We start from the raw sequence: 15824 nt of genomic DNA on the forward strand, positions 1-15824 counted from the left end.
GGATAACTATTGGACGAGAATTGCTTGTGCCAGTTCAAGGTCGCTGACGTGAAGTTTTGGCTGGGTCCGGCGCAGGTAATCCAGGGCCGATTCCAGTTGTGCACCTCGCAACTGCCCGTCGCTGGCAATGAAGGCCGCAGCGTCATCGTGAGCGGCGACGATCAGTTTATGGTCGAAGGGCGCAGAGGTCACCATGCTCGTGGCATAGCCGCTGAGCACCACTTGCTGGGTGGACACATCGAAAGCATGGGCCGGAACAGACCAGCAAAAAACTACGAAGAAAGACGCGATGAACAGATCTGAGTAAAAACGCATGGGACTCGACGGTTGATGGCGAGCCCGAAGGCTAGCGCAAACCTGCGGACCAGAGCCAGCGTTGAAACATCGGAACACCATTTGGTGCCCGATGTTTCATGTTGCATCAGATCACCAGGATGGCCTGGGCCAGTTGTGCATCGGTGGCGTTGAGCTGTGGTGCCTGCTGGCGGATGTAATCCAGGGCACTTTCCAGTTTCACACCACGGATGGCGCCTTCGCTGGCCACGAAGCTGGCAGCGTCATCACGGGCGGCTTGAACGATCTTGTTGTCCCGCAATGACGAGGTTGCATCGGAGGTCGCGTCGGACGAGGCCTTGAGTGCGCCGACAATGGAGTCAGTGGTGACGATAAAGCTGCTGGCGTTGGAGTGGGCGGCTACGGCCAGCAGGGCAACTGCGCTGAGCAGGCGAAGACGGATCATGAGGAAACTCCTTGAAGGATGAGGTGATGCCGGTGCGTGTAGCTGGAAGAAGAGACGCATGCTCGACTCGCTTCGCCACGTTCGCATCGATATTAGGACAGAACGCGTTGGCTGACAGCCTTTGCGATGGTCATCGGCAGCATGATGCCCGCATTGGGTGCTGCGGCTCAAGATGAACTGTACTGGTATGTTTTTGAATTATACGAAACTGTTATCTCTCTCCGGTCTTCCAAAAAAACGGGCCCGGAAACGACAAGACCCGTCGCGGTTTCCCGCGACGGGTCTTGTTTGTTCAATTCGGTGCTGGCGGTGGACCCGGTGGGTCAGGGCCAGCGACGCTGAGTTAGCGCCAGAACGGCTTGCTCAGCTCTTCGTAACGTTGTGCTTCGCTGATACCGGCGTCAGCCAGCAGGCGCGAATCCAGACGAGCCAGTTGGTGGCGGCTGGCGATGCGGCGCTGCCACAACATCAGGTTAGCGATAACACGAAGAGGCAGGGAAGCCTGGTTTTTTTCAGCTTTGTCTTCGAAAAACAGCTCGGAACTGAGTGTACGTTCCATGGTTGACATCCTTCCGCTTGTGGCGGGATTAGGTAGTGGTTTAACTGGTGCCCATGATCCTCTCGTTTGGCCAGTCTCTCTAGATACAGTTCACCTGTATTGTGAGAGACCAGTTAACTGTTAAAGAGCGGTGTACTGGTCAATATTGAGGCAACTGTACCTATCTGCACGATGTTGGTGCGTTTTTAGTGGTTGCTCGATGTTTTGTGGGAAAAGACTGTAAGAAAACACCGGTACAGCAGTACAGTTTCTGTCGCGCCAGGCTCGAGTGACGGCCTTCAATCAAAACTGTATTTGCGATAGCGGTGATCCAGCTGTATCAGACGGCCAACATGCGCCCGGTTTCTTCGAGGTTGACGTGCCAACTCAGTGCATCGCGCAGGATATGCGGGGTATGCCCACCCAGGGCGCACGCGGCTTCGAAATAATCATTCAACGCTTGGCGGTAGGACGGGTGCACGCAGTTGTCGATGACCACCCGTGCCCGCTCCCTTGGCGCCAGGCCACGCAGGTCGGCCAGGCCGATCTCGGTCACCAGGATGTCGACATCGTGTTCGGTATGGTCCACATGGCTGACCATTGGCACGACACTGGAAATGGCGCCGCCCTTGGCAATCGACTTGGTAACGAAAATCGCCAAGTGGGCGTTGCGGGCGAAATCCCCCGAACCGCCAATGCCATTCATCATCCGAGTGCCGCAGATGTGGGTGGAGTTGACGTTGCCGTAGAGGTCGAACTCCAGCGCGGTGTTGATACCAATGATGCCGAGGCGGCGTACGACTTCGGGATGGTTGGAGATTTCCTGCGGGCGCAGGACCAGTTTGTCCTTATATCTTTCCAGGTTTCCGAATACATCGGCGTTGCGTCGACTCGACAGCGTGATAGAGCTGCCGGAGGCGAAGCTCAGCTTGCCAGCGTCGATCAAGTCAAATGTCGAGTCCTGCAGGACCTCGGAATACATGGTCAGGTCTTCGAACGGAGAATCGATCAGCCCGCACATCACGGCGTTGGCGATGTTGCCAATCCCGGCCTGCAAGGGCCCGAGCTTGTTGGTCATGCGCCCGGCTGCAACTTCCTGCTTGAAGAAGTCGATCAGGTGATCGGCGATGGCCTGGGTGTCGCTGTCCGGAGGCGCGACGGTCGAAGGCGAGTCCCCTTGGTTGGTGATGACAATGGCGGCAATTTTTTCCGGCGGGATCGGGATGGCGGGGCTGCCAATACGGTCGTCGACTTTCACCAGGGGGATGGGGGTGCGGGTCGGGCGATAAGTCGGGATATAGATGTCGTGCAGCCCTTCCAGGTTCGGGTTGTGGGCCATGTTGATCTCGATGATCACTTGCCGAGCGAAGATGGCGAAACTGGCCGAGTTACCTACCGATGTGGTCGGTACGATATGCCCTTGCTCGGTGATGGCCACCGCTTCGATCACGGCAATGTCGGGCAGCTTGAGTTGGCCGTTGCGCAGTTGTTCAACGGTTTCCGAGAGATGCTGGTCGATGAACATCACCTCGCCTGCGTTGATCGCTTTGCGCAACGTGCTGTCGACCTGGAATGGCATGCGTCGAGCCAGCACGCCGGCCTCGGTGAGTTCCTTGTCGAGGTCGTTACCCAGGCTCGCACCCGTCATCAGGCTGATTTTCAGCGGAGTGACTTTGGCGCGCTCAGCCAGGGCGTGGGGCACTGCTTTCGCTTCTCCGGCGCGGGTAAAGCCGCTCATGCCGACGGTCATGCCGTCCTGAATCAACAAGGCTGCTTCGGCAGCACCCATCACTTTATTCAATAACGAAGGCAAGCGGATGCGATCACGGTACATAGGTTGTTATCTCGGGCTGGAAAGCAAGATGCGCAGTCTAGTGAATTCGCGCGGTGCCCGACCCGCTACAAAGGTCGCATTTAGGGCCTCTATTACGGGCGTTTCAGGCAAAACATTATTACCGGATCGGTAACGTTAGGCCTTGATACAAATCAAAACGCCCCGACGAGTCGGGGCGTTGATGGCGAAGCCGTGAGCGTTATTCCACTGCTTTGACCATGTCCTCGATGACCTTCTTGGCGTCACCGAACACCATCATGGTCTTGTCGAGATAGAACAGCTCGTTGTCCAGGCCCGCATAGCCGCTGGCCATCGAGCGCTTGTTGACGATGATGGTCTTGGCCTTGAAGGCCTCGAGGATCGGCATGCCGGCAATCGGCGACTTCGGATCGTTCTTCGCCGCCGGGTTGACCACGTCGTTGGCGCCCAACACCAGCACCACATCGGCCTGGCCGAACTCGGAGTTGATGTCCTCCATCTCGAAGACCTGGTCGTAAGGCACTTCGGCCTCGGCCAGCAGCACGTTCATGTGCCCAGGCATGCGACCGGCCACCGGGTGGATCGCGTATTTGACGGTTACGCCGTGGTGGGTCAGCTTCTCGGTCAGTTCTTTCAGCGCGTGCTGCGCCCGTGCCACCGCCAGGCCGTAGCCCGGGACGATGATCACCGTGTCGGCGTTGGTCAGCAGGAAGGTCGCGTCGTCAGCCGAGCCAGATTTCACTGGGCGGGCTTCTTTGGAGCCAGCCGGGCCAGCAGCATCTGCTGTGTTGCCGAAACCGCCGAGCAACACGTTGAAGAACGAACGGTTCATCGCCTTGCACATGATGTACGACAGGATCGCACCGCTCGAACCTACCAGCGAACCGGCGATGATCAGCATCGAGTTGTTCAGCGAGAAGCCAATGCCCGCTGCGGCCCAGCCGGAATAGCTGTTGAGCATCGAGACCACCACCGGCATGTCCGCGCCGCCGATCGGGATGATGATCAGCACGCCCAGTACAAACGCCAGGGCCAGCATCAAGGCGAACGCGCCGAGGTTGCCAGTGAACATGAAGGTCAGGCCCAGGCCCAGCGTTGCCAGGCCCAGGATCAGGTTGAGCTTGTGCTGGCCACCAAACTGTACCGGTGCGCCCTGGAACAGACGGAACTTGTACTTGCCCGAGAGCTTGCCAAAGGCGATCACCGAACCGGAGAAGGTAATTGCACCAATGGCTGCGCCGAGGAACAGTTCCAGGCGGTTACCGGCCGGAATCGAATCACCCAGTTGCTTGACGATGCCCAGGGATTGCGGCTCGACGACTGCTGCGACAGCAATGAACACCGCCGCCAGGCCGATCATGCTGTGCATGAATGCCACCAGCTCCGGCATCTTGGTCATCTCGACGCGCTTGGCCATGACTGAGCCGGCGGTGCCGCCGATCAGCAGGCCGACGATGACGTAGCCGATGCCGGCAGTTGCCAGCTCGGCACCGAGCTTATAGATGAGGCCCACAGTGGTGAGCACCGCCAGCGCCATGCCGAGCATGCCGAACAGGTTGCCACGGCGTGAGGTGGTGGGGTGCGACAGGCCTTTGAGGGCCTGGATGAAGCAGATCGACGCGATCAGGTAGAGCGTCGTTACCAGGTTCATGCTCATTACTTGGGCGCCTCTTCTTTTACGGCTTTCGGGGCTTTTTTCTTGAACATCTCAAGCATGCGGCGCGTCACCAGGAAGCCACCGAATACGTTGACCGCGGCCAGGGCCACGGCGAGGGTGCCCATGGTCTTGCCCAGAGGCGTTACGGTCAGCGCGGCAGCGAGCATGGCGCCGACGATCACGATCGCCGAAATGGCGTTGGTTACCGCCATCAACGGCGTGTGCAGCGCGGGTGTTACGTTCCAGACCACGTGATAACCGACATAAATTGCCAGCACAAAGATGATCAGGTTGTAGATACCGGGGGAGATAAGCTCTTCCATTGTCTGAATCCCTGCTTAGGCGTTTTTGCGGATGACTTGGCCGTCGCGGCACATCAGGCACGCGGCAACGATGTCGTCTTCCAGGTTCACGTCGAACTGACCTTCCTTGGTGAAGACCAGCTTCAGGAAGTCCAGCAGGTTGCGGGCGTACAGCGCCGAGGCGTCTGCCGCGACTTCACCGGCCAGGTTGGTCGGACCGCAAATGGTCACGCCATTCTCGATCACGACCTGGTCGGCCACGGTCAGCGGGCAGTTACCGCCCTGGGCTGCCGCGAGGTCGATGACCACCGAGCCGGGTTTCATCTGCGCGACAGTTTCGGCACTCAGCAGCGTCGGTGCCTTGCGGCCCGGAATCAGTGCGGTGGTGATGACGATGTCCGCCTGCTTGGCGCGCTCGTGCACGGCCTGGGCCTGGCGCTGCATCCAGCTGGCCGGCATCGGCCGGGCGTAACCGCCGACGCCGACGGCGCATTCACGCTCTTCGTCGGTTTCGTAAGGCACGTCGACGAACTTGGCACCGAGGGATTCGATTTGTTCCTTGACCGCCGGACGCACATCCGAGGCTTCAATCACCGCACCCAGGCGCTTGGCCGTGGCTATCGCCTGCAACCCGGCCACGCCTGCGCCGAGAATCAGCACGCGCGCCGCTTTCACGGTGCCTGCGGCGGTCATCAGCATCGGCATGAAGCGCGGGTAGTGGTGGGCGGCCAGCAGCACGGCTTTATAGCCGGCAATGTTTGCTTGAGACGACAGCACATCCAGGCTTTGGGCACGGGAGGTACGTGGCGCGGCCTCAAGGGCGAAAGCGGTAATACCGCGTTCGGCCAGCTTGGCGATGGTTTCGTTGTTGAACGGATTGAGCATGCCCACCAGAACGGTGCCGCTCTTGATCAGCGCCAGTTCGCTGTCGCTGGGGGCAACCACCTTGAGGATCAGCTCGGCCCCGAGTGCATCACTGGCACTGCCAATGCTTGCGCCCGCTGCCTCATAGGCACTGTCGATAACGCTGGCCTTGATGCCGGCGCCGCTTTGAACAGTGACTTTATGGCCTTGGCCGATCAACTTCTTGATGGTTTCCGGGGTAGCAGCAACCCGTGTTTCACCCGTTTGGGTTTCGAGGGGAACACCAATGTGCACGTCAAATCTCCTGCGTGATCTTATTGAGTAAACCCAGGCACTTCGGATGGTGCGGCTGGGGCGGCCGATCAGCACGATCCCGCCAAACCAGGCGGGGCGCGGCATTTTGCAGGCGAAAATTCAGCCCTTCAAGGGATTATGACGGGTGACGGAAAATTAACTACAAGTCACCCTGTGACCGAATGTCGCAATTATCGATCGGCATCCCTTGTGGGCCGTGCTTTCCAAGGATTCAGGTTCAAATTGACAACTTTTCCCATCGGCCAGATGAATAGGCCCTGATGTGTTGCGCAATATGGCTCAAAGCCATGTATTTAAACGCTTTGGAGACTACTGCACGGGCTTCATAACAGATTGACTGAATGCGACATAAACTTATATCTGTAGCGACCTTTGTTAGTTGACTACCTAAGTAAGCTTTGGGTTTTTCCTTTTTAATCAAGTAGATAGCCAGTGGCCTGCTTCACGAGCCAGTCACGAAAAGCTCGGAGAGAGGCGGATTCGACCTTTCGTTCTGGAATCATCAGGTAGTAGGCCTTGATGCTCGATAGCGCGCTGCGGTTGGCTACGACCAGTCGTTTCTCTGCAAGCTCGCGCTGGATCAAGAAGGGCGGAATCAGCGCAATGCCCATGTCGTGCATGGCCGCCTGGGCAAGCATGGAGAATAGTTCATAACGCGGGCCTGTCAGGTCTCGTGCAATGTTCAGGTTCTGGGCGTTGAACCACTGGCGCCACGCATACGGGCGAGTGGTCTGCTGGAGCAAGGGCAATTCGGCGATGGCCTCAGGTGTCAGGCTCGTCCGGCCGCCCAGTAAGGTAGGGCTGCATACTGGCATCGGATTTTCTCCCATCAGCTTGTGGGATTCGGTACCGGACCAGTCCGCATCACCAAAATAGATGGCGGCATCAAACTCTGTGTCCGCGAAGAGAAAGGGCCGTGTGCGGTTGGTCAGGTTGACGGTGACTTCCGGATGCTGCTGCTGGAAATCCTTGAGGCGTGGTAGCAGCCATTGAGTGCCGAAGGTTGGAACCACGGCCAGTTCGATCACGTTCGCACCGGTATGCCCCATCACTGAAAGAGCGTCGCGCTCGACGGCGTCCAGTTGGGTGGCAACTCGACGGCTGTAGGAAAGGCCGGCTTCGGTCAGTTTGACGCCTCGACGTGAGCGGCGGAAAAGCTCCACGCTGAGGAAGTCTTCCAGGCTGGCGATCTGTCGGCAGATAGCGCCTTGCGTAAGAGAAAGCTCGTGCGCCGCCTTGGTGAAGCTCTCATGGCGTGCAGCTGCTTCGAAACTGATCAGGGCGGTGGTGCTGGGGATTTTACGGCGCATGTACGCAAGCCTCACTCAATATCGACATAAACGGGGTTTATGGCGTTTACGGAGTGAGAAATTAGCACAAGATAGTGCGCAATCCTCGTTTGCCCTTGTAGGAAACCGCGCCTAGGATCAATCCACGATTTTCATTTAATTGGCGAGGACTCTTTCATGGCCGGTAAAGCGAGCTTCAACTGGATCGATCCATTGTTGCTGGATCAGCAGCTCACCGAAGAAGAACGCATGATCCGCGACACTGCTGAGCAGTTCGCCCAGCAGAAGCTCGCGCCGCGGGTGCTGGAAGCGTTCCGCCATGAAAAGACCGACCCGGCGATTTTCCGCGAGATGGGTGAAGTCGGCCTGCTGGGGGCAACCATTCCTGAACAGTACGGCGGCAGCGGGCTGAATTACGTCAGCTATGGCCTGATCGCTCGTGAAGTCGAGCGCGTCGACTCCGGTTATCGCTCGATGATGAGTGTGCAGTCCTCGCTGGTCATGGTGCCGATCAATGAATTCGGTACCGAGGCGCAAAAACAGAAGTATCTGCCGAAGCTGGCGTCTGGTGAATGGATCGGTTGCTTTGGTCTGACCGAGCCGAACCATGGTTCCGACCCGGGCGCGATGATTACTCGTGCGCGCAAAGTGGAAGGTGGCTACAGCCTGACGGGTAGCAAAATGTGGATTACCAACAGTCCGATCGCCGACGTCTTTGTCGTCTGGGGTAAGGACGACGCTGGCGACATCCGCGGCTTCGTCCTTGAGAAGGGCTGGAAGGGGCTGAGTGCGCCAGCTATTCATGGCAAGGTCGGCCTGCGCGCCTCCATTACTGGCGAAATCGTGATGGACAACGTATTCGTTCCGGAAGAGAACATCTTCCCGGATGTCCGTGGCCTGAAGGGCCCGTTTACCTGCCTGAACTCGGCGCGTTATGGTATCTCCTGGGGGGCCTTGGGAGCCGCTGAGTTCTGCTGGCATACCGCTCGCCAGTACACGCTGGACCGCCAGCAGTTTGGGCGTCCGCTGGCTGCCAATCAGTTGATTCAGAAGAAGCTGGCCGACATGCAGACCGAAATCACGCTGGCCCTGCAGGGATGCTTGCGCCTGGGGCGTATGAAAGATGAGGGTACCGCGGCGGTCGAGATCACTTCGATCATGAAGCGCAACTCGTGCGGCAAATCCCTGGATATCGCTCGCATGGCGAGGGACATGCTGGGCGGCAACGGTATTTCCGATGAGTTCGGCATCGCTCGTCATCTCGTGAACCTGGAAGTCGTAAACACCTACGAAGGTACGCACGACGTTCACGCTCTGATCCTGGGGCGTGCGCAAACCGGTATCCAGGCGTTCTATTAATAGGGGAACGTTCATGGGCGCGCTTTCGCATCTGCGGGTATTGGATTTATCGAGGGTCCTGGCCGGGCCGTGGGCCGGACAGATCCTGGCGGACCTGGGGGCTGATGTCATCAAGGTCGAGCGTCCCGGCAATGGTGACGACACGCGCGCCTGGGGACCTCCTTTCCTGAAGGATGCCCGAGGCGAGAACACGACCGAGGCTGCTTATTATCTGTCGGCCAATCGCAACAAGCAGTCGGTGACCATCGATTTCACGCGTCCAGAGGGGCAGCGGCTGGTGCGAGAGCTGGCGGCCAAGTCCGACATCCTGATCGAGAACTTCAAGGTTGGCGGGCTCGCGGCTTATGGTCTGGACTATGAGTCGCTAAAGGCGATCAATCCGCAATTGATCTATTGCTCGATCACTGGGTTTGGCCAGACGGGCCCTTATGCCAAGCGTGCCGGGTATGACTTCATGATTCAGGGGCTGGGGGGGCTGATGAGCCTGACTGGCCGCCCTGAGGGCGATGACGGGGCGGGACCGGTGAAGGTGGGGGTCGCGCTGACGGATATCCTCACGGGGCTGTATTCGACTGCTGCTATTTTGGCGGCGCTGGCTCATCGGGATCATGCCGGCGGCGGCCAGCACATCGATATGGCCTTGCTGGATGTTCAAGTGGCTTGCCTGGCCAATCAGGCGATGAATTACCTGACCACAGGTAATGCGCCGAAGCGGTTGGGCAATGCTCATCCGAACATCGTGCCCTATCAGGATTTTCCTACCGCCGATGGCGATTTCATCCTTACGGTGGGTAATGACGGCCAGTTCCGAAAGTTTTCTGAGGTTGCCGGTCAACCGCAATGGGCTGACGATCCGCGTTTTGCCACAAACAAACTGCGGGTGGCGAATCGGGCGGTGTTGATTCCGTTGATTCGCCAGGCGACGGTGTTCAAGACCACTGCCGAGTGGGTGACTCAATTGGAGCAGGCGGGCGTGCCGTGTGGGCCAATCAACGACCTTGCCCAGGTGTTTGCCGATCCTCAGGTGCAGGCGCGTGGCTTGGCGATGGAATTACCTCACGTACTGGCAGGTAGCGTGCCGCAGGTGGCCAGTCCGATTCGACTCTCCGAGACGCCGGTGGAATATCGCAATGCGCCCCCTTTATTGGGGGAGCATACGTTGGAGGTGTTGCAGCGAGTGTTGGGGCTGGACGAAGCCGCGGTGATGGCGTTCAGGGAGGCGGGGGTTCTTTGAGTCTTCTCTTCTATATAGAGGGCGGTTCTTAAGGGCGAAAGCAGCGGGTTTGCCAGTGTTGCGCAACTTATTGATAGAAAAGCTAAAAAAGGTGTTGACGGCAGATTCTGGAAGTCTATAATTCGCCCCACTTCCGGCGCAGTCGAAACGGAAAACTCCTTGAGATTCAATGAGTTAAGTAAGTTTCGAAGGTGTTGGGCTTCAGTTCATCGAAGCCCGGAAGGAGTAGGTAGAGCGGTGTTGTTTGGCTCTATCGGCGGTTCGATCTTCTCGGTCGAAAGCGGTGAAAAAGAGGTGTTGACAGCAGCGAGTAACGCTGTAGAATTCGCCTCCCGCTAACGAGAGATCGGAAGCGCAAGTGGTTGAAGTTGTTGATGTTTCCGAAGCGAAACTTTGAAAACTTCTGAAAATAACCGCTTGACAGATACACGGGGCGCTGTAGAATGCGCGCCTCGGTTGAGACGAAAGACTCAGCCAACCGCTCTTTAACAACTGAATCAAGCAATTCGTGTGGGTGCTTGTGGAGTCAGACTGCTAGTCAACAGATTATCAGCATCACAAGTTACTCCGCGAGAAATCAAAGATGTAACCAACGATTGCTGAGCCAAGTTTAGGGTTTTCTCAAAACCCAAAGATGTTTGAACTGAAGAGTTTGATCATGGCTCAGATTGAACGCTGGCGGCAGGCCTAACACATGCAAGTCGAGCGGTAGAGAGGTGCTTGCACCTCTTGAGAGCGGCGGACGGGTGAGTAATGCCTAGGAATCTGCCTGGTAGTGGGGGATAACGCTCGGAAACGGACGCTAATACCGCATACGTCCTACGGGAGAAAGCAGGGGACCTTCGGGCCTTGCGCTATCAGATGAGCCTAGGTCGGATTAGCTAGTTGGTGGGGTAATGGCTCACCAAGGCGACGATCCGTAACTGGTCTGAGAGGATGATCAGTCACACTGGAACTGAGACACGGTCCAGACTCCTACGGGAGGCAGCAGTGGGGAATATTGGACAATGGGCGAAAGCCTGATCCAGCCATGCCGCGTGTGTGAAGAAGGTCTTCGGATTGTAAAGCACTTTAAGTTGGGAGGAAGGGCATTAACCTAATACGTTAGTGTTTTGACGTTACCGACAGAATAAGCACCGGCTAACTCTGTGCCAGCAGCCGCGGTAATACAGAGGGTGCAAGCGTTAATCGGAATTACTGGGCGTAAAGCGCGCGTAGGTGGTTCGTTAAGTTGGATGTGAAATCCCCGGGCTCAACCTGGGAACTGCATTCAAAACTGTCGAGCTAGAGTATGGTAGAGGGTGGTGGAATTTCCTGTGTAGCGGTGAAATGCGTAGATATAGGAAGGAACACCAGTGGCGAAGGCGACCACCTGGACTGATACTGACACTGAGGTGCGAAAGCGTGGGGAGCAAACAGGATTAGATACCCTGGTAGTCCACGCCGTAAACGATGTCAACTAGCCGTTGGGAGCCTTGAGCTCTTAGTGGCGCAGCTAACGCATTAAGTTGACCGCCTGGGGAGTACGGCCGCAAGGTTAAAACTCAAATGAATTGACGGGGGCCCGCACAAGCGGTGGAGCATGTGGTTTAATTCGAAGCAACGCGAAGAACCTTACCAGGCCTTGACATCCAATGAACTTTCCAGAGATGGATTGGTGCCTTCGGGAACATTGAGACAGGTGCTGCATGGCTGTCGTCAGCTCGTGTCGTGAGATGTTGGGTTAAGTCCCGTAACGAGCGCAACCCTTGTCCTTAGTTACCAGCACGTAATGGTGGGCACTCTAAGGAGACTGCCGGTGACAAACCGGAGGAAGGTGGGGATGACGTCAAGTCATCATGGCCCTTACGGCCTGGGCTACACACGTGCTACAATGGTCGGTACAGAGGGTTGCCAAGCCGCGAGGTGGAGCTAATCCCACAAAACCGATCGTAGTCCGGATCGCAGTCTGCAACTCGACTGCGTGAAGTCGGAATCGCTAGTAATCGCGAATCAGAATGTCGCGGTGAATACGTTCCCGGGCCTTGTACACACCGCCCGTCACACCATGGGAGTGGGTTGCACCAGAAGTAGCTAGTCTAACCTTCGGGGGGACGGTTACCACGGTGTGATTCATGACTGGGGTGAAGTCGTAACAAGGTAGCCGTAGGGGAACCTGCGGCTGGATCACCTCCTTAATCGACGACCGCAGCTGCTTCATGAGCTCCCACACGAATTGCTTGATTCATTGAAGAAGACGATAGAAGCAGCTTTAAGCTCCAAGCTGATAGCTCACAGCTAACAGTTACAAGCTCGAAATTGGGTCTGTAGCTCAGTTGGTTAGAGCGCACCCCTGATAAGGGTGAGGTCGGCAGTTCGAATCTGCCCAGACCCACCAATTTTGTAATGGGGCCATAGCTCAGCTGGGAGAGCGCCTGCCTTGCACGCAGGAGGTCAGCGGTTCGATCCCGCTTGGCTCCACCATAAACTGCTTCTGAAAGCTTAGAAATGAGCATTCCATCAAGGTGATGGTGAATGTTGATTTCTAGTCTTTTGATTAGATCGTTCTTTAAAAATTTGGGTATGTGATAGAAAGATAGACTGAACGTTACTTTCACTGGTAACGGATCAGGCTAAGGTAAAATTTGTGAGTTGCTCTCATGAGCAAGATCGAATTTTCGGCGAATGTCGTCTTCACAGTATAACCAGATTGCTTGGGGTTATATGGTCAAGTGAAGAAGCGCATACGGTGGATGCCTTGGCAGTCAGAGGCGATGAAAGACGTGGTAGCCTGCGAAAAGCTTCGGGGAGTCGGCAAACAGACTTTGATCCGGAGATGTCTGAATGGGGGAACCCAGCCATCATAAGATGGTTATCTTGTACTGAATACATAGGTGCAAGAGGCGAACCAGGGGAACTGAAACATCTAAGTACCCTGAGGAAAAGAAATCAACCGAGATTCCCTTAGTAGTGGCGAGCGAACGGGGACTAGCCCTTAAGCTTCTTTGATTTTAGCGGAACGCTCTGGAAAGTGCGGCCATAGTGGGTGATAGCCCTGTACGCGAAAGGATCTTAGAAGTGAAATCGAGTAGGACGGAGCACGAGAAACTTTGTCTGAATATGGGGGGACCATCCTCCAAGGCTAAATACTACTGACTGACCGATAGTGAACTAGTACCGTGAGGGAAAGGCGAAAAGAACCCCGGAGAGGGGAGTGAAATAGATCCTGAAACCGTATGCGTACAAGCAGTGGGAGCCCACTTTGTTGGGTGACTGCGTACCTTTTGTATAATGGGTCAGCGACTTATTTTCAGTGGCGAGCTTAACCGAATAGGGGAGGCGTAGCGAAAGCGAGTCTTAATAGGGCGTCTAGTCGCTGGGAATAGACCCGAAACCGGGCGATCTATCCATGGGCAGGTTGAAGGTTGGGTAACACTAACTGGAGGACCGAACCGACTACCGTTGAAAAGTTAGCGGATGACCTGTGGATCGGAGTGAAAGGCTAATCAAGCTCGGAGATAGCTGGTTCTCCTCGAAAGCTATTTAGGTAGCGCCTCATGTATCACTGTAGGGGGTAGAGCACTGTTTCGGCTAGGGGGTCATCCCGACTTACCAAACCGATGCAAACTCCGAATACCTACAAGTGCCGAGCATGGGAGACACACGGCGGGTGCTAACGTCCGTCGTGAAAAGGGAAACAACCCAGACCGTCAGCTAAGGTCCCAAAGTTATGGTTAAGTGGGAAACGATGTGGGAAGGCTTAGACAGCTAGGAGGTTGGCTTAGAAGCAGCCACCCTTTAAAGAAAGCGTAATAGCTCACTAGTCGAGTCGGCCTGCGCGGAAGATGTAACGGGGCTCAAACCATACACCGAAGCTACGGGTATCACGTAAGTGATGCGGTAGAGGAGCGTTCTGTAAGCCTGTGAAGGTGAGTTGAGAAGCTTGCTGGAGGTATCAGAAGTGCGAATGCTGACATGAGTAACGACAATGGGTGTGAAAAACACCCACGCCGAAAGACCAAGGTTTCCTGCGCAACGTTAATCGACGCAGGGTTAGTCGGTCCCTAAGGCGAGGCTGAAAAGCGTAGTCGATGGAAAACAGGTTAATATTCCTGTACTTCTGGTTATTGCGATGGAGGGACGGAGAAGGCTAGGCCAGCTTGGCGTTGGTTGTCCAAGTTTAAGGTGGTAGGCTGGAATCTTAGGTAAATCCGGGATTCTAAGGCCGAGAGCTGATGACGAGTTACCCTTTGGGTGACGAAGTGGTTGATGCCATGCTTCCAAGAAAAGCTTCTAAGCTTCAGGTAACCAGGAACCGTACCCCAAACCGACACAGGTGGTTGGGTAGAGAATACCAAGGCGCTTGAGAGAACTCGGGTGAAGGAACTAGGCAAAATGGCACCGTAACTTCGGGAGAAGGTGCGCCGGTGAGGGTGAAGCACTTGCTGCGTAAGCCCACGCCGGTCGAAGATACCAGGCCGCTGCGACTGTTTATTAAAAACACAGCACTCTGCAAACACGAAAGTGGACGTATAGGGTGTGACGCCTGCCCGGTGCCGGAAGGTTAATTGATGGGGTTAGCTAACGCGAAGCTCTTGATCGAAGCCCCGGTAAACGGCGGCCGTAACTATAACGGTCCTAAGGTAGCGAAATTCCTTGTCGGGTAAGTTCCGACCTGCACGAATGGCGTAACGATGGCGGCGCTGTCTCCACCCGAGACTCAGTGAAATTGAAATCGCTGTGAAGATGCAGTGTATCCGCGGCTAGACGGAAAGACCCCGTGAACCTTTACTATAGCTTTGCACTGGACTTTGAATTTGCTTGTGTAGGATAGGTGGGAGGCTTTGAAGCGTGGACGCCAGTTCGCGTGGAGCCATCCTTGAAATACCACCCTGGCAACTTTGAGGTTCTAACTCAGGTCCGTTATCCGGATCGAGGACAGTGTATGGTGGGTAGTTTGACTGGGGCGGTCTCCTCCTAAAGAGTAACGGAGGAGTACGAAGGTGCGCTCAGACCGGTCGGAAATCGGTCGTAGAGTATAAAGGCAAAAGCGCGCTTGACTGCGAGACAGACACGTCGAGCAGGTACGAAAGTAGGTCTTAGTGATCCGGTGGTTCTGTATGGAAGGGCCATCGCTCAACGGATAAAAGGTACTCCGGGGATAACAGGCTGATACCGCCCAAGAGTTCATATCGACGGCGGTGTTTGGCACCTCGATGTCGGCTCATCACATCCTGGGGCTGAAGCCGGTCCCAAGGGTATGGCTGTTCGCCATTTAAAGTGGTACGCGAGCTGGGTTTAGAACGTCGTGAGACAGTTCGGTCCCTATCTGCCGTGGACGTTTGAGATTTGAGAGGGGCTGCTCCTAGTACGAGAGGACCGGAGTGGACGAACCTCTGGTGTTCCGGTTGTCACGCCAGTGGCATTGCCGGGTAGCTATGTTCGGAAAAGATAACCGCTGAAAGCATCTAAGCGGGAAACTTGCCTCAAGATGAGATCTCACTGGGACCTTGAGTCCCCTGAAGGGCCGTCGAAGACTACGACGTTGATAGGCAGGGTGTGTAAGCGCTGTGAGGCGTTGAGCTAACCTGTACTAATTGCCCGTGAGGCTTGACCATATAACACCCAAGCAATTTGTGAACTCGAAAGAGGCCAGATTGCGGTGTGTGAAGACGAAACGAACCGAAAGTTCGAATCTCACAAAACACCAACGCTATCACATACCCAATTTGCTG

Annotated in this window: 10 protein-coding genes, 2 tRNA genes and 2 rRNA genes; 6 read left to right on the plus strand and 8 right to left on the minus strand. The window is 56.0% G+C overall.

Annotated features, from left to right (window positions below; translation table 11 throughout):
* Positions 1-6 precede the first annotated feature (6 nt).
* From LOY50_RS00720 to LOY50_RS00755, 8 genes are all read right to left on the minus strand, one after another.
* Positions 7-315, minus strand: coding sequence for a DUF2388 domain-containing protein (locus LOY50_RS00720; protein WP_253470737.1), 309 nt, complete (start codon positions 313-315; stop codon positions 7-9).
* 106 nt (positions 316-421) lie between these two features.
* Complete coding sequence (locus LOY50_RS00725; protein ID WP_212798431.1) at positions 422-739, minus strand: DUF2388 domain-containing protein; 318 nt, start codon at positions 737-739, stop codon at positions 422-424.
* 343 nt (positions 740-1082) lie between these two features.
* Positions 1083-1298 carry a DUF1127 domain-containing protein gene (locus LOY50_RS00730; RefSeq protein WP_003187014.1) on the minus strand — a complete coding sequence of 72 codons (216 nt, stop codon included), beginning with the start codon at positions 1296-1298 and terminating at the stop codon, positions 1083-1085.
* A gap of 319 nt (positions 1299-1617) precedes the next feature.
* Positions 1618-3111: an acetyl-CoA hydrolase/transferase family protein gene (locus LOY50_RS00735; protein WP_253470739.1), complete on the minus strand. Its 1494-nt coding sequence runs from the start codon at positions 3109-3111 to the stop codon at positions 1618-1620.
* A gap of 199 nt (positions 3112-3310) precedes the next feature.
* Positions 3311-4747, minus strand: a complete 1437-nt coding sequence (locus LOY50_RS00740) for an NAD(P)(+) transhydrogenase (Re/Si-specific) subunit beta (protein WP_253470741.1) — start codon at positions 4745-4747, stop codon at positions 3311-3313.
* Positions 4747-5070 (minus strand): NAD(P) transhydrogenase subunit alpha, encoded by a 324-nt coding sequence (locus LOY50_RS00745; RefSeq protein ID WP_003187010.1) that lies wholly within the window; start codon positions 5068-5070, stop codon positions 4747-4749. The genes LOY50_RS00740 and LOY50_RS00745 overlap by 1 nt, the downstream gene beginning before the upstream one ends.
* A 15-nt stretch (positions 5071-5085) precedes the next feature.
* A complete protein-coding gene (locus LOY50_RS00750; RefSeq protein ID WP_258690136.1) occupies positions 5086-6207 on the minus strand; it encodes a Re/Si-specific NAD(P)(+) transhydrogenase subunit alpha in 1122 nt (373 codons plus the stop codon).
* A 434-nt stretch (positions 6208-6641) separates the two neighbouring features.
* Complete coding sequence (locus LOY50_RS00755) at positions 6642-7538, minus strand: LysR family transcriptional regulator (protein WP_214511220.1); 897 nt, start codon at positions 7536-7538, stop codon at positions 6642-6644.
* A gap of 156 nt (positions 7539-7694) precedes the next feature.
* Here LOY50_RS00755 and LOY50_RS00760 point away from each other — a divergent pair, with 156 nt between their 5' ends.
* The 6 genes from LOY50_RS00760 (at position 7695) to LOY50_RS00785 (ending at position 15707) form a co-directional block, all read left to right on the plus strand.
* Positions 7695-8876: an acyl-CoA dehydrogenase gene (locus tag LOY50_RS00760; protein ID WP_014335919.1), complete on the plus strand. Its 1182-nt coding sequence runs from the start codon at positions 7695-7697 to the stop codon at positions 8874-8876.
* Positions 8877-8889: 13 nt separating this feature from the next.
* Positions 8890-10110 carry a CaiB/BaiF CoA-transferase family protein gene (locus LOY50_RS00765; protein WP_214511222.1) on the plus strand — a complete coding sequence of 407 codons (1221 nt, stop codon included), beginning with the start codon at positions 8890-8892 and terminating at the stop codon, positions 10108-10110.
* A gap of 640 nt (positions 10111-10750) precedes the next feature.
* A 16S ribosomal RNA gene (locus LOY50_RS00770) occupies positions 10751-12287 on the plus strand.
* A 123-nt stretch (positions 12288-12410) separates the two neighbouring features.
* Positions 12411-12487, plus strand: a tRNA-Ile gene (locus LOY50_RS00775).
* 10 nt (positions 12488-12497) lie between these two features.
* A tRNA-Ala gene (locus tag LOY50_RS00780) sits at positions 12498-12573 on the plus strand.
* 242 nt (positions 12574-12815) lie between these two features.
* Positions 12816-15707: ribosomal RNA gene (locus LOY50_RS00785) — 23S ribosomal RNA — on the plus strand.
* The 16S and 23S rRNA genes sit together here with 2 tRNA genes alongside, the layout of an rRNA operon.
* Positions 15708-15824 lie beyond the last annotated feature (117 nt).

The sequence above is a fragment of the Pseudomonas sp. B21-010 genome (assembly GCF_024749325.1).
GTDB classification, from domain to species: Bacteria; Pseudomonadota; Gammaproteobacteria; order Pseudomonadales; family Pseudomonadaceae; genus Aquipseudomonas; species Aquipseudomonas kilonensis.

Excerpts from the sequence above, each read along its gene's own strand:
- LOY50_RS00720 (WP_253470737.1), bottom strand. The coding sequence starts at position 315 with ATGCGTTTTTACTCAGATCTGTTCATCGCGTCTTTCTTCGTAGTTTTT.
- LOY50_RS00725 (WP_212798431.1), bottom strand. The coding sequence starts at position 739 with ATGATCCGTCTTCGCCTGCTCAGCGCAGTTGCCCTGCTGGCCGTAGCC.
- LOY50_RS00730 (WP_003187014.1), bottom strand. The coding sequence starts at position 1,298 with ATGGAACGTACACTCAGTTCCGAGCTGTTTTTCGAAGACAAAGCTGAA.
- LOY50_RS00735 (WP_253470739.1), bottom strand. The coding sequence starts at position 3,111 with ATGTACCGTGATCGCATCCGCTTGCCTTCGTTATTGAATAAAGTGATG.
- LOY50_RS00740 (WP_253470741.1), bottom strand. The coding sequence starts at position 4,747 with ATGAGCATGAACCTGGTAACGACGCTCTACCTGATCGCGTCGATCTGC.
- LOY50_RS00745 (WP_003187010.1), bottom strand. The coding sequence starts at position 5,070 with ATGGAAGAGCTTATCTCCCCCGGTATCTACAACCTGATCATCTTTGTG.
- LOY50_RS00755 (WP_214511220.1), bottom strand. The coding sequence starts at position 7,538 with ATGCGCCGTAAAATCCCCAGCACCACCGCCCTGATCAGTTTCGAAGCA.
- LOY50_RS00760 (WP_014335919.1), top strand. The coding sequence starts at position 7,695 with ATGGCCGGTAAAGCGAGCTTCAACTGGATCGATCCATTGTTGCTGGAT.
- LOY50_RS00765 (WP_214511222.1), top strand. The coding sequence starts at position 8,890 with ATGGGCGCGCTTTCGCATCTGCGGGTATTGGATTTATCGAGGGTCCTG.